Source organism: Rhodococcus sp. WMMA185 (assembly GCF_001767395.1).
Lineage (GTDB): Bacteria > Actinomycetota > Actinomycetes > Mycobacteriales > Mycobacteriaceae > Rhodococcus_F.
In genome coordinates, this window is record NZ_CP017014.1 from 2,906,483 (window position 1) to 2,919,091 (window position 12,609).

At 65.2% G+C, this 12,609-nt stretch carries 12 protein-coding genes; 8 read left to right on the forward strand and 4 right to left on the reverse strand.

Annotated elements, in window-relative coordinates; translation table 11 throughout:
• Nucleotides 1-36: 36 nt before the first annotated feature.
• Nucleotides 37-1,038, reverse strand: a complete 1,002-nt coding sequence (locus BFN03_RS13085; protein ID WP_070380901.1) for a zinc-binding alcohol dehydrogenase family protein — start codon at nt 1,036-1,038, stop codon at nt 37-39.
• Nucleotides 1,039-1,165: 127 nt separating this feature from the next.
• Between BFN03_RS13085 and BFN03_RS13090 the strand changes: the two genes are divergently transcribed.
• Nucleotides 1,166-2,329, forward strand: a complete 1,164-nt coding sequence (locus BFN03_RS13090; RefSeq protein WP_070379360.1) for a PucR family transcriptional regulator — start codon at nt 1,166-1,168, stop codon at nt 2,327-2,329.
• Between the two features lie 4 nt (nt 2,330-2,333).
• On the opposite strand, the gene BFN03_RS20650 is transcribed toward BFN03_RS13090, so the two are convergent.
• Complete coding sequence (locus BFN03_RS20650) at nt 2,334-2,711, reverse strand: zinc ribbon domain-containing protein (protein ID WP_198163268.1); 378 nt, start codon at nt 2,709-2,711, stop codon at nt 2,334-2,336.
• Nucleotides 2,704-3,708: an IS607 family element RNA-guided endonuclease TnpB gene (gene tnpB, locus BFN03_RS13095; protein ID WP_198163269.1), complete on the reverse strand. Its 1,005-nt coding sequence runs from the start codon at nt 3,706-3,708 to the stop codon at nt 2,704-2,706. The genes BFN03_RS20650 and tnpB overlap by 8 nt, the downstream gene beginning before the upstream one ends.
• A gap of 253 nt (nt 3,709-3,961) precedes the next feature.
• Here tnpB and BFN03_RS13100 point away from each other — a divergent pair, with 253 nt between their 5' ends.
• From BFN03_RS13100 to BFN03_RS13130, 7 genes are all read left to right on the forward strand, one after another.
• Nucleotides 3,962-5,218, forward strand: a complete 1,257-nt coding sequence (locus BFN03_RS13100) for an NAD(P)/FAD-dependent oxidoreductase (protein ID WP_070379361.1) — start codon at nt 3,962-3,964, stop codon at nt 5,216-5,218.
• Nucleotides 5,219-5,685: 467 nt separating this feature from the next.
• Nucleotides 5,686-6,141 carry an SRPBCC family protein gene (locus BFN03_RS13105; protein WP_070379362.1) on the forward strand — a complete coding sequence of 152 codons (456 nt, stop codon included), beginning with the start codon at nt 5,686-5,688 and terminating at the stop codon, nt 6,139-6,141.
• A 116-nt stretch (nt 6,142-6,257) separates the two neighbouring features.
• Nucleotides 6,258-6,740: an SRPBCC family protein gene (locus tag BFN03_RS13110; RefSeq protein WP_070379363.1), complete on the forward strand. Its 483-nt coding sequence runs from the start codon at nt 6,258-6,260 to the stop codon at nt 6,738-6,740.
• Between the two features lie 177 nt (nt 6,741-6,917).
• Nucleotides 6,918-7,631 carry a phosphatidylserine decarboxylase gene (locus tag BFN03_RS13115; RefSeq protein ID WP_070379364.1) on the forward strand — a complete coding sequence of 238 codons (714 nt, stop codon included), beginning with the start codon at nt 6,918-6,920 and terminating at the stop codon, nt 7,629-7,631.
• Nucleotides 7,628-8,491 carry a CDP-diacylglycerol--serine O-phosphatidyltransferase gene (gene pssA, locus BFN03_RS13120; RefSeq protein WP_070379365.1) on the forward strand — a complete coding sequence of 288 codons (864 nt, stop codon included), beginning with the start codon at nt 7,628-7,630 and terminating at the stop codon, nt 8,489-8,491. The genes BFN03_RS13115 and pssA overlap by 4 nt, the downstream gene beginning before the upstream one ends.
• 17 nt (nt 8,492-8,508) lie before the next feature.
• The gene (locus BFN03_RS13125) at nt 8,509-10,692 is read left to right on the forward strand and encodes an AAA family ATPase (protein WP_070379366.1); all 2,184 of its coding nucleotides are present in this window, start codon (nt 8,509-8,511) and stop codon (nt 10,690-10,692) included.
• Nucleotides 10,693-10,740: 48 nt separating this feature from the next.
• Nucleotides 10,741-12,126: a hypothetical protein gene (locus BFN03_RS13130; protein WP_070379367.1), complete on the forward strand. Its 1,386-nt coding sequence runs from the start codon at nt 10,741-10,743 to the stop codon at nt 12,124-12,126.
• Here the strand turns inward: BFN03_RS13130 and BFN03_RS13135 are convergent.
• Nucleotides 12,123-12,539 (reverse strand): NUDIX hydrolase, encoded by a 417-nt coding sequence (locus tag BFN03_RS13135; protein ID WP_070379368.1) that lies wholly within the window; start codon nt 12,537-12,539, stop codon nt 12,123-12,125. The two genes, BFN03_RS13130 and BFN03_RS13135, sit on opposite strands and share 4 nt — an antisense overlap.
• Nucleotides 12,540-12,609 lie beyond the last annotated feature (70 nt).

A 12,609-nucleotide genomic window follows, 5' to 3' on the forward strand; every position in this document is an offset into this window, starting at 1 on the left:
CGTCCAGTCGGACGGCGGCGGCGTCCAGTCCTACCTCTACATCTCGAGAACTGCTGCACCGCTGAACTTTCCATCGGACAGATCACGCAAAGCACTATGGGCCCTGTCGAGTGGATACGGGTGGACGTCGATGCTCAGCCGATGTTCCGCCGCGAAGCGCAAGAATTCGACGGCATCCACACGTGTATTTGCGGTGACGCTCCGAATCTGTCGTTCTCTGAACAGATGCTTCTGGTATTCGAGCGGGGGTATGTCGCTGAGGTGGATGCCCGCAATCGCCAGAGTGCCACCGTCTGCGAGCGCCTCCATTGCGGTGGGCACCAGATCTCCGACCGGCGCGAACAGAATCGCCGCATCGAGTGCTTCGGGTGGCTCGTCGCGCACAGCCTGCACGGAGGCCGCTCCCAGTTTCTCTGCCAGCGCACGTGCCTGCACGCCCCGCGTCATCACGTGCACGCGTGCGCCTCTGGCCAGTGCGACCTGAGCAGTGAGGTGGGCGCTGCCGCCAAATCCGTAGATCCCGAGTGCGCCGCCGTCTGGCACCGCTGCTCGCTCGAGGGCGCGGTAGCCGATGATCCCCGCGCACAGCAGTGGCGCAAGTTCGCTATCGGTATATCCGTCCGGAAGACGGAGCGCGTAGTCGGCGGGTACGGTCGCGAACTCCGCGTATCCGCCGTCGGCATCCCATCCTGTGTACCGCGATTGCCTGCACAGATTCTCGGCACCGCGCCGGCAGGCCGCGCAGCGTCCGCAGGTGAATCGCAACCAAGCGATACCTACTCGATCCCCAACGGAGAAATCACCGGACACCGAATCACCCAGTGCGACAATCTCACCAACCACCTCATGGCCTGGTATCACCCGCGGCCGATGCACCGGGAGATCCCCCTCCGCGACATGGAGGTCGGTTCGGCACACGCCGCACGCCAACACTCTGACCAGCAATTCGCCTTCCCCGGGCACGGGAATCGACTCACTGACAAATTCCAATGGGTGACCCGAGACGGGGCCCGGATCCACAACGCGCCACGCGGCCATCGCCGCGGATCTGTTCCGCACCGCCACCATGTCTACAACAATGCCCCGAACCGGATGCGGTCGCCAAGGTAATTCGGCAAACCAGAGTGGCCGCTCCACGCCCTTTTCGGGAGTTAGGCTCCTCGTTATGGACCTGCGCGGTGAGGACCTGTTCGCAGTGGCGGAGTCACTGGCCGAACTCATCGGCGCGCCGGTCACCATCGAAGACGAGAACTCGACGGTGCTCGCCTATTCGACTGGCGAGCATTCGGTGGACGATGCCCGCATCGACACCATCCTCAAACGCCAGGTCCCGGGCCGGTGGAGGCAGCTGCTCACCGAGGCGGGGGTGTTCGAGCGGTTGTACCGCGATACCGGTGTCCTCTATGTCGACCTGCACCTGCCCGAGCTTCTTCCACGCGCGGCGATCGCCGTGCGCGACGGCGACCGGCCGATCGGGTCCATTTGGGCAGCGATGGACTCCGCACCCACCGCCATGCAGGAATCAATCCTTCGGTCCGCTGTCCCTTTCGTCGCCGAACGCATCGCAGCGGAGCGCAATCGAGGCGACGTGACGCGCCGATTGCAGGTCGATCGGGTCCGGGCGCTCATCAACGGCGGGGAACCCGCTTCCCGAGCTGCCGATGCCCTCGGCCTCGAGGGACGGCTGACGGTCGCCGCCGCCAGCACCGTCTCTATAGGACGATCGTTGCCGACCGGAACCCTCCCCTCCCTCACCCTGCACCTCGGAGCGCTAGCGGTCGATTCGGTCGCCGCCCAGTTCGACGACGTCATCTATCTCGTGATTGCAGCATCCGAGATGGATGTCCGACGCCTCGCCGAGGACTTCCTCGGGCGTGCTCGCAGCGGGTCCTCACTCGTCGTTGCAGTCGGACGCGAGGTGAACACAGCCAGTGCGGCGCACCTGTCGAAAGAGGACGCGGACAAGGTACTCGCCGCGCTGCAACACGCACGGGTAGGTGGCGTCGTCGGCACGATGGGTGAGAACCTCGCCTCTGTGCTGGCGTTGCGGGCAGCGAACATATTCGACGGGCTGGACGCTCACACTCCGCTCGCCGCGCTCGCCGGTCACGACGAGCAGCACGGTACAGACCTTGTAGCCACGGCCCGCGCCTTCCTGTCCCACGGCGGCGATGTCGCCGCAGCGGCCGCCACGCTGCACGTGCACCCCAACACTTTGCGAAACCGGCTACGGCGTGCCGTCGACTCGTGCGGGGTCGACCTGAACGATGCGGACACCAGGCTCATTCTGATGTTGCACCTGAAACTGGTCGAACTACGCGAGCACTGACCGTTCAGGGTAAATCTGTTCCCTGATCCGAAACCTCACGGTCCCGGCCTTGACTCACACGGGGTGTGAGTCTTCCCGTGGCGATCCCCGCCGCCCGCACGGTACGGGCCTTCCGCGGGGTTCCATCGGGCTCGTTTACCGTCGCCCCGCAACTCGGGGAGGACGCCTGAACCAGGGCCGCGAGGTTGCGGGCGGCGTTCAGGTCACGGTCCAGACGTAAACCGCATTCACACTTGAATACTCGTTTCTTGAGGGACAGCTTGGCTTTCACTTCCCCGCAAGCAGAACACGTCTTCGAACTCGGATACCACCGGTCCGCGATATGCACGGCGGTGCCCTGCCACTCCGCCTTGTACACGCTCTGGCGGCGCACCTCACCCATCCCGACCCCCCGCGATATGCCGGGCCAGCGACCGGTTCCGCAACATCCCGGCCACATTCAAATCCTCCAGCACGACCACATCGTGGGTGCGGACCAGGCGGGTGGAGAGTTTGTGCAACCCGTCCCGGCGGGCATCGGCCACGTAGGAGTGCAACCGGGCGACCCGCGCCTGGGTGGCAAGCCACCGGTTCGACGGTTGTTGGTTGGTGCGCTTGTCCCGACCCACCCGGCGTGCGGCCTGCCGGTTGAGGCGGCGCAGTTTTTTCTGGGCGTGTTCGAGGTGCTTCGGGTTCTCGATCATTTCTCCGGTCGACAGGACTGCCAAGGTCTTCACCCCAAGGTCGACCCCGACCACCGACGGTGAAGCTACTGTCCGCGTTTCGGGTTCGGCCCGCCGGACCTCGACGGAGAACGAGACGAACCACCGGCCCCGCCGGAATGACACGGTCGCGGACCGGATCCGGGCCGTGCCGGCGTCGATGCGGCGGGCCAGTTTCCGTGTGGACTCGTGCGTCCGGACGATCCCGATCCGCGGCAGCCTCACATGTCTGCGGTCGGAGTCGGTCAGCCCGAACGCCCCGGTGCTGAACCGGCACGATAACGCCGACCTCTTGCCCTTGAACCGGGGGAAGCCGACCCGGCGACCCTTACGCTTCCCGGACCGGGACTTCGACCAGTTCGACAATGCGGTAGCGAGGTTCGCCAGCCCGGAGGAGTAGGTCTCCTTCGAGTTCTCCGCCCACCACGGGGCCACCAGGTGCTTGTCCTGGTTCCAGTGCTTGCGGAGGGAGTACGCGGACCAGTCCACCGCCGGAGTGAGATCATCGCCGCCGATCCCGTAGGAGCGTTCGGCGGCCCGCTGATCCAGGTTGGCTTTCACGACGGCCAACCCCCAGTTGTAGGCAAACCTCTGCGCCCCACAATGCGACCGCAGCGCCGACTCTTGGTCGGGTGTGGGGTCGAGGGCGAACCGGTACGCCTGCAGCAACGTACTCACCCGACAACCCCCACTGCCCGCCACCGAATTTTGGCCCCACCCGACGCACCCAATTCGAACATGTTTTCGACTATGCGGGCAGTCGCCGACACTTCGTGGGGAAACGCTGCCAACGGAGATTTCTCCACAGAACAACAGGGAGTTCCACATTCTTGGGAACAGTTGCAACCCCTGTCCGATTGCACAGGGGCCCCTGTTCGGCACTGGCCGAACGGCCAATCCCCCAGCGTCTCCCTCGACCGATCATGGAGACATGAGCACAGACAGACACCCGAACCACGTCGCGATCGTCGGAGCGGGGATCGTCGGGTTGTCGACGGCGTGGTTCCTTCAAGAGCGTGGCGTTCGCGTCACGGTCGTCGACCGAAAGGGTGTCGCAGGCGACTCTTCCTGGGGAAACGCGGGATGGCTGGCGCCCGCGCTGACGCTGCCACTTCCCGAACCAGCGGTCCTGAGGTATGGGCTTCGGGCGATGCTGAAGCCGTCCTCACCCGTGTACGTCCCCCTCACCGCCGACGCCCACCTCATCCGTTTCCTGGTCGGCTTCGCCAGGCACTGCACCACCTCTCGCTGGGAGTCCGCGATGAGGGTGTACGCCGAGGTGAACCGAATGTCACTGGGCGCCTATGACGAGCTCGCAGACGGCGGCGTGTGGGAGCAGACCCATTTGGCCGACCCGTTCCTGGCCGCGTTCACATCGCACAGCGACCGGGAAATATTGGTCAACGAGTTCGCGCACCTCGAAGCTGCAGGCGGGGAGGTCGAGTACGACCGTCTCGACGGAGACGAAATCCGATCCTTCGAACCAAGCCTCGGCGACAATGTCGTGTCGGGTCTGCGACTGCGCAACCAGCGCTTCGTCGATCCACCGCGTTTCGTGCACTCCCTCGCGGACGCCGTGCGGTCCCGCGGCGGCGAGATAGTGCCCGGCTTCGACGTCTCGGCGATCGACGACAGCGAACACGGGGGTGTCCGCCTGATGTCGCGCACCGCCGATTTCGTGACCGCCGATGCCGTTGTCGTATCCAGCGGTGCAAGGCTGAACGCCCTCACCCGACCGTTCGGAGTTCGAGCGCTGGTTCAGGCCGGCCGCGGCTACAGTTTCAGCGTCCAGCCCCGTCAGATGCCGAAGAACCCCGTCTACTTCCCGATCCAGCGGTTGGCGTGCACTCCACTGCACGACCGTTTCCGCGTGGCCGGAATGATGGAGTTCCGCAGTCCCGAAGCACCTCTCGACCCTCGCCGCATTCAAGCCATGGTCGACACCGGAAAGTCGGTGCTCACCGGCATCGACTGGGAAGCCCGTAGGGAGGAGTGGGTCGGTTCCCGGCCTTGCACCACCGACGGACTCCCACTCATCGGTGCAACCCGCTCACCCCGCGTCCACGTGGCCGGCGGTCACGGAATGTGGGGCGTTGCGCTGGGCCCGCTCACCGGGCGCATCACCGCCCAATCCGTGACTGGAGGACCGGTGCCCAGCGTCGTGCGACATTTCGACCCGCTGCGGTAACGACCTGTTCAGGCCGTCCCCCTAACGCGCCGGTTGCGGGACGGCCTGAGCAAGCCGATCTAAAGTTTGCGGCGGAGGACTTCCTCGATCTCGCGGGGCGTCAGGAGGCGTTCGAGTTTCTCACTCGGCCATGAGGACGGTCGTCCTCGCATGCGAGCCGACTGGAGTAGAGGGACAGACCTTCGATTCCGCCGCAGTATCGGATGTACTTTCACTTCAGATCACTTCCCAAACCAACTGGGCAACGATTCTCTTACAATTGCAAACTTTCGTCCACAAAAGGTTCATCGTCAACAGTTCCCGCCTGTTACATCCGATTCCGACGAGACGAGCGGAAGAAGTTCGGATCGCTCGACGCGCCAGCGCGATGGAGTGACCCACCGCACATGCAGCTGTCCGCAGCACCTACGATTGCGCTGAAGTAATCGTTACTGCCCGTACCACCTTTATCTGACTGGAGACAGCTCATGGCCAACCCCCTCGAAGCCAAAATCGACATTGCCGCGACCCCTCGAGAAGTGTGGGCAGTGGTGTCCGACCTGAAGAGGATGGGCGAGTGGAGCCCACAGTGCCGGCGCATGCGCGTCCTGGGCGGCATCGTTCAAGAAGGGACGAGAACGCTCAACATCAACCGCAAGGGCTTTATCGTCTGGCCGACGACCTCGAAGGTCGTCAAGTTCGAGCCCAACAAGGCGATCGCGTTCCGCATCCTCGAAAATCGCACCGTCTGGTCCTACGAACTCGAACCCAATGCCGGCGGAACGGCCGTCATCGAGCGTCGCGAGATACCCACCGATGTGTCAAGGGTGTCGCAGTTCCTGGTCAAGACCGTATTCGGCGGCAATGAGGACTTCGAGGTCGACCTCGTCAATGGCATGAACACCACACTCGCCCGCATCAAGTCGGAAGCGGAGAGAAAGTAACGCGGCGTCGGCGGCCCGCGTAATGCGGGCCCTTCGCGGGGCTTCATCAGGCACCTACGATGGTGCAGAAGTAAGCGTAACCATCCGTATCACTATTAGCCGCGTGGAGACAACTGATGGCCAACCCCCTCGAAGCCAAAATCGACATTGCCGCGACCCCTCGAGAAGTGTGGGCAGTGGTGTCCGACCTGAAGAGGATGGGCGAGTGGAGCCCAGAGTGCCGCCAGATGCATGTCCTCGGTGGCATCGTTCGAGAAGGCACGACAACCTTCAACATCAACCGCAAGGGCTTCATCGTCTGGCCGACGAGGTCCAAGGTCGTCAAGTTCGAACCGTACAAGGAGATTGCGTTCCGCATCCTCGAGCACGGTGCCGTCTGGTCGTACGAACTCGAACCCAACGCCGGAGGAACCACGGTCGTCGAGCGCCGCGAGATACCGACCGAGGCATCCACGCTGTCGCGGTTGGTCAAGACCCTCTTCGGCGGCGTCAAGACCCTCTTCGGCGACAGTGACGACAATGACGACTCCGACGTCGACCGCATCAACGGCATGAACACGACGCTCGCCCGCATCAAGGCGGAGGCTGAGAGGAAGTAACGCGGCTGCGGTCGCAGGGTCGAGCAAACCCCTCCGGCGACCGTCCGTTCGCAGATCAGTTCACCCGGGTGCGTACTCTCTACTGGACGCCTTGCGGCCGGTAGCGCTCACGTAATCTATGAGGGCTACCGGCAAAGCGCAGGTAGCACGTGAAGTCCGACATAGTTAGAGGAGCCCGTGGCACGCAAGCCGACACACCCTGGAACCCCACAAACCACGGGGGTACGGCACATCGCCGACCTCGTCCGGGGAACAATTCCACCTCTCCATCCGGCTGGGCTGCCCTTCGTTCTCGGCCCCCTGGGAGTGGCCGTTCTCGGCCGCAAGCGCACCTGGGTCCGTCGCGGGGCGATCGCTTCTGCCGCGGCGTGCGCCGCCTTCTTCCGGCACCCACATCGAGTGCCGCCCAACCGCACCGGCGTGGTGGTCGCACCCGCCGACGGTGAGGTCGCACTCGTCGACTCGGCCGTTCCGCCGAGTGAGCTGGACATGGGTACCGAACCACTCCCCCGGATCAGCATCTTCCTGTCGGTGCTGGACGTGCATGTCCAGCGCAGCCCCGTAGGCGGCGTGGTGCGGAAGGTCGTACACCGACCCGGACAGTTCCTCTCGGCCGACCTCGCCGACGCCAGCGAAGTCAATGAGCGCAACAGCATGCTGCTGCATACTCCCGAGGGCCACGACATCGCAGTTGTTCAGATCGCCGGATTGCTCGCTCGCAGGATCGTGTGCGACGCCAAAATCGGCGACACACTCCCGATCGGCGACACGTACGGTCTGATCCGTTTCGGCTCCCGCGTCGACACCTACTTCCCCGCAGGCACCACTCTGCTCGCCGAGCGTGGACAGCGGACGATCGGGGCCGAGACAGTCATCGCTCAACTGCCGTGATCGCCACCACGAGACAACGACGACGACGGCGGCCTCAGCAGGCAGTTCGGCTGCTGCCGAGCGTGGTCACGATCCTCGCCCTGTGCGCCGGGCTGTCCGGCGTCAAGTTCGCACTCGATGGCGACCTCGGCAGAGCGCTCGCGATGATCGGCGCAGCAGCGGTTCTCGACTCCCTCGACGGGAGGATCGCGCGGCTCCTGGACGCGACGAGCAAGATGGGTGCCGAACTCGATTCGCTGGCCGATTCCATCTCATTCGGTGTCGCCCCCGCTCTCATCCTCTACGTAACTCTGCTGGACGGTCAGAGCTTCGGCTGGATCCTGGCGCTGATCTACGCGGTCAGCATCGTGCTGCGACTTGCGCGGTTCAACACGCTGCTCGACGAAGACGACATCCCGGGCTACGAGAACGAGTACTTCACCGGTGTCCCGGCTCCGGCCGGTGCGCTGGTCGCGCTGACCCCGTTGGCAGCGACAGCCCAGTGGGGTGAGGGCTGGTGGTCGTCGTACCCCGTTGTCGTGGCATGGACTGTGCTCACCGCGGCCCTGATCGTCAGCAGGATCCCGACATTGGCCTTGAAGACCGTATCCGTGCCCCCACGCATGGCCGCCGGTCTACTCGTTCTCGTCGCGCTCGCGGCGGCGGCCCTGGTGACGTACCCCTATATCCTGCTGATCGCCCTCATCGCGGTGTACCTGGCGCACATCCCCTTCGCAGTTCGTTCAAAGCGTTGGGTCGCCGCCCGACCGGAGACGTGGGACATCAAGCCGGCCGAGAGACGCGCCATTCGCCGTCAGCCCGCCGGGCGCGGGCGGCGGTCGCCCGCACGTCTCGGGTTGCGGCGGCCCCGCGCCAGATAGCCACGTAGGCTCTACGGGTGACCTCACCGGAACTCGCGCTCACTGTCCGACTGAACACTTCGGCCGCCGATGCGCGACGCGGCGTCGTGCGGCTGCACCCGGAAGCCTTGGCCGCCCTCGGTATCCGTGAGTGGGATGCCATTTCGCTGGTCGGTGCCCGCCGGACCGCCGCGGTTGCCGGCCATGCACCGGCCGGAACCCCTACCGGGACCGCGCTCCTCGATGACGTGACGCTGTCCAACGCAGGACTGTCGGAGAACGCCACCGTCGTAGTGACACCGGTGACGGTGTACGGCGGAAAGACCGTGACGGTCAGCGGTTCGAATCTGGCTGTGAACTCCGTTTCCGACATCACCCTGCGCCATGCACTCCTCGGCAAGGTCCTCACCGTGGGCGACACCGTATCCCTGCTCCCACGCGACCTCGGTCCTGGAACCAGCACCCTGCCTGCCACGCAGGCACTCTCGCGAACGTTCGGTGTCGCGTGGACGTCGGAGTTGCTCACTGTGACCGGGGTCGATCCGACCGGTGGTCCGGTGAGCGTGCAACCCAACACCGCGGTCAGCTGGGGCGAGGGTCTGCGCACCATGACATCTGCCGCTACTGCACAGCCCGCCACCTCCGTGCAGGCGCGCATGGCTGCCGAGGTGCCGCCGGTTCCGGTCGATGATTTGATCGGCGCCCAAACCCAAGCCGCGAAGCTCACCGAGTGGCTGGGGCTCGCGCTCGACGAACCCGAACTACTTCGGAAGCTCGGTGCTTCACCTCATTTGGGCGTACTGGTGACCGGACCGGCGGGAGTCGGCAAGGCGACTCTCGCCCGTGCGACACTCGCCTCGCACCGCGTCGTGGAGCTCGACGGACCGAGTGTCGGCGCGCTCGAGGCTGATTCACGGCTACAGCGGGTCACGGCTGCCGCCGAGTCGATCCGTTCCGGCGGAGTCCTGTTGATCACCGACATCGACGCCCTCCTGCCCGCCACCCCCGAGCCCGCGTCAGCACTGATCGTCGATCAACTCCGCCGCGCGGTCGAAACCGTGGGGGTCGCGTTCGTTGCGACAACGGCGCACCCCGAATCGATAGACGCCAGACTGCGCGGACAAGACCTGTGCGATCGCGAGCTTGCTCTCACTCTGCCCAGCGCCGCAACCCGGAAGGCCCTGCTGGAACTACTTCTGCGAAAAGTCCCAACCGACGAACTCGCTCTCGACGCGATCGCTGCCCGCACACCAGGGTTCGTCGTCGCAGACCTCGCTGCGCTGTGCCGGGAAGCAGCCCTGCGCGCCGCATCGCGTGCCGTCAAGAGTCCCGCCGACCCGGTACTGGCACAGGAGGACCTTCTCGGCGCCCTCGACGTAATACGCCCACTATCGCGAACGGGCAGCGAGGAACTCGCGATCGGCAGTGTCACACTCGAAGACGTCGGAGACATGGCAGAGACGAAACGGGCGCTGACCGAGGCGGTCTTGTGGCCGCTGCAGCACCCTGATTCGTTCGCGCGACTGGGTGTGGATCCCCCGCGGGGAGTGCTGCTCTACGGGCCGCCCGGCTGCGGAAAGACGTATCTCGTCAGGGCACTTGCAAGTTCGGGACACCTGAGTGTGCATGCCGTCAAGGGCGCCGAACTCATGGACAAGTGGGTGGGTGCGTCCGAGAAGGCCGTCCGAGAACTATTCCAGCGTGCGCGCGACTCGGCGCCGTCACTGATCTTCCTCGACGAACTGGACGCCCTTGCCCCGCGGCGTGGCCAGAGTTCCGACTCCGGCGTGTCCGATCGAGTGGTGGCCGCGCTACTGACCGAACTCGATGGCGTCGAACCGCTTCGCGACGTGGTGGTCCTCGCCGCCACCAATAGGCCCGACCTCATCGACCCGGCACTGTTGCGGCCCGGGAGAATCGAACGGCTGGTGTTCGTGCCTCCACCGGACAGCGACGCCCGCCGCGCGATCCTGCGCACCTCCGGTAAGTCCGTTCCCCTTGCGGACGATGTCGATCTCGACGCACTCGCCGACGACCTCGACCGCTACTCGGCCGCCGACTGTTCGGCGCTCCTGCGCGAAGCGGCCCTCGCTGCGATGCGCCGCGACATCGAAGCTCCCGACGTCACCGCCGCCGACGTGGCGGAAGCCCGCAAGAAAGTACGGCCCTCGCTCGATCCCGAGCAGATGGCACACCTGAGGGAGTACGCGGAGTCACGCTGATCAGCTGAGTACGGTGGAAAAGGCCACTCGCTCGAGTACGGTGGAAAAATGGACTTCCGCGCACCCGTATCGGCTGCAGCGGCTGTCGCGTCCGGAGGCCTGGCCGGGTTCGTCCTCACCAATCCCCGCAACCGAGCGTGGATCATCAACGCGTCGGATCGCGAGATCGACCGATGGCTCAGCAGCCAGCCAACGGGCGTCGTGGCGGCGCTGGTCTTGGCCGTCGTCACCGTGGCCGGATTGCAGCGATCCGGCTCCCGGCGGGCATCATGGCTGGTGGCGGCCCTCTGCGCGCTCGTCCTGATCGGTGCACGCTGGGCGGTGCCCCAAGTGAGCGGCATCGATGCCCTGATCGTCCTGCACTTCGCCAAGACCTCGGCGGCCGGGATCCTCATTGGCTGCGCGGTCGCCGCGGTGTGGGGGCGCTGGTGGCCGCAGCTGGCGCTGACCCTCGGGGTGGCGATCGCCTTCGTCCTCGCAAGTGTGCAGAGACTGCCGCGTGCGGGGGCCGACTACCTCGAGCCGGCGACCGAGAGCACCTCCACGATCGGTGAACCTCCACTCTGGCTGCTGCTCGGAGTTCTCCTCCTCACGCTCATGGCGGCCGCCCTGGCTCAGCCGCGATTCCGTGTGCAAACACCCGAGGGCACCGTCTTGTTGACGGCCCTCGTCGGCGCGTTGGTACTTGCAGTCCTCAACCGAGTGCTCGGTGCGTGGATCGACGATCAGGAGTTCGGCGAGCCCATGACCGTGTGGATGATCGTCGCGTTGTCCATCGCGGTGCTTCTGGCATCCACAGCTGTGATCGCGCACAGATTCACCCAGGTCGATGGCCGCTTCCTTCTGACGGCGACCGGCGCGACCGCCGCCGCCGTGCCCGTCCTCGACGACCTCCGGGTACAACCGGTCACAACCTCTGCGCCCGCCCTGCTGGCGGTCGGCGTTCTCGCACTCGTGGCGGGAATCGGTGTCGCGGTCCGGGTCCCGCCGCACCGTCGCAAACCTGAGTGGGGACTGAGCCTCAGCGCCCTTGTCCCTTTGGTATCGGCCATTTGGCCAGCCTTCGGTGAGGACAGCGTTTCGCTCCTCCTCGAATTGGTTCTGCTGAATGTGGGTATCGGCTTCGCGCTCGCCGCGGCCCTGCCGGTATCAGCGCCCGTGGCCGCACTCGGCTTCGTGCTGCCGTTCGCGTCTTTGGTATTCGTGTCGGCGACCAACATTCCACGCAGCAGAGTCGTCTACTCGGGTGAATACGATTCGCTGGGACAGAGGATGATAACCACGGGCTTCGACGAACGGTTGCCGTCATCGCCCGCCTCTGCGGCGGCGTCCGATCACCTCGCGGGTGTGGCGATGCTGCTCGTGGTCGGCTTCTGCATCTACTGGGTACGTGAGCAGCACCGAGCATGGGGCGAGACGCAGCAGCGGGATTAGTCGAGCAGTCCGAGAGACTGCAGCCTCCGGAACACCAGCATCGAACCCGGTGCCACCTCAGACATTGCGGCGTACTCGTCGACGGTGAAGTACCGCAGTTCGGCAATCTCGCTCGTCGGCCGAGGCTCCGCGGTCAGTTCAGCGAGGAAGCACGTCATGTGCAGATCGGTACCCGCGGGATGACCGTAAGCCGGAGCTTCGAAGACGCCCAGCGGTTCGAGGGTGCCATCCACAATTGCGACGTCGAGTTCCTCCCGGATCTCTCGATGCAGCGCCTGTTCGGCGTTCTCGCCAGGGTCGATCTTGCCTCCCGCCATATAGAACGCGGACTTGCCGACAGACCTGGTCTGGAGGAGCCTCCTGTCGCGGACGTGGGCGAGCGCGGCTGTTCGGATTTCTGCGGGCACGCGCACACGATAGGGCAGTCTGCGCGGGGTTCTCCATCACACCGCGCCGGTTCCAGCGATCATTGGCCCCGCTAAC

Bases quoted from the DNA above. Each gene is read 5' to 3' on its own strand.
- BFN03_RS13090 (WP_070379360.1), top strand. From the start codon at position 1,166: ATGGACCTGCGCGGTGAGGACCTGTTCGCAGTGGCGGAGTCACTGGCC.
- BFN03_RS13105 (WP_070379362.1), top strand. From the start codon at position 5,686: ATGGCCAACCCCCTCGAAGCCAAAATCGACATTGCCGCGACCCCTCGA.
- BFN03_RS13085 (WP_070380901.1), bottom strand. From the start codon at position 1,038: ATGGCCGCGTGGCGCGTTGTGGATCCGGGCCCCGTCTCGGGTCACCCA.
- BFN03_RS20650 (WP_198163268.1), bottom strand. From the start codon at position 2,711: ATGGGTGAGGTGCGCCGCCAGAGCGTGTACAAGGCGGAGTGGCAGGGC.
- BFN03_RS13110 (WP_070379363.1), top strand. From the start codon at position 6,258: ATGGCCAACCCCCTCGAAGCCAAAATCGACATTGCCGCGACCCCTCGA.
- BFN03_RS13100 (WP_070379361.1), top strand. From the start codon at position 3,962: ATGAGCACAGACAGACACCCGAACCACGTCGCGATCGTCGGAGCGGGG.
- BFN03_RS13130 (WP_070379367.1), top strand. From the start codon at position 10,741: ATGGACTTCCGCGCACCCGTATCGGCTGCAGCGGCTGTCGCGTCCGGA.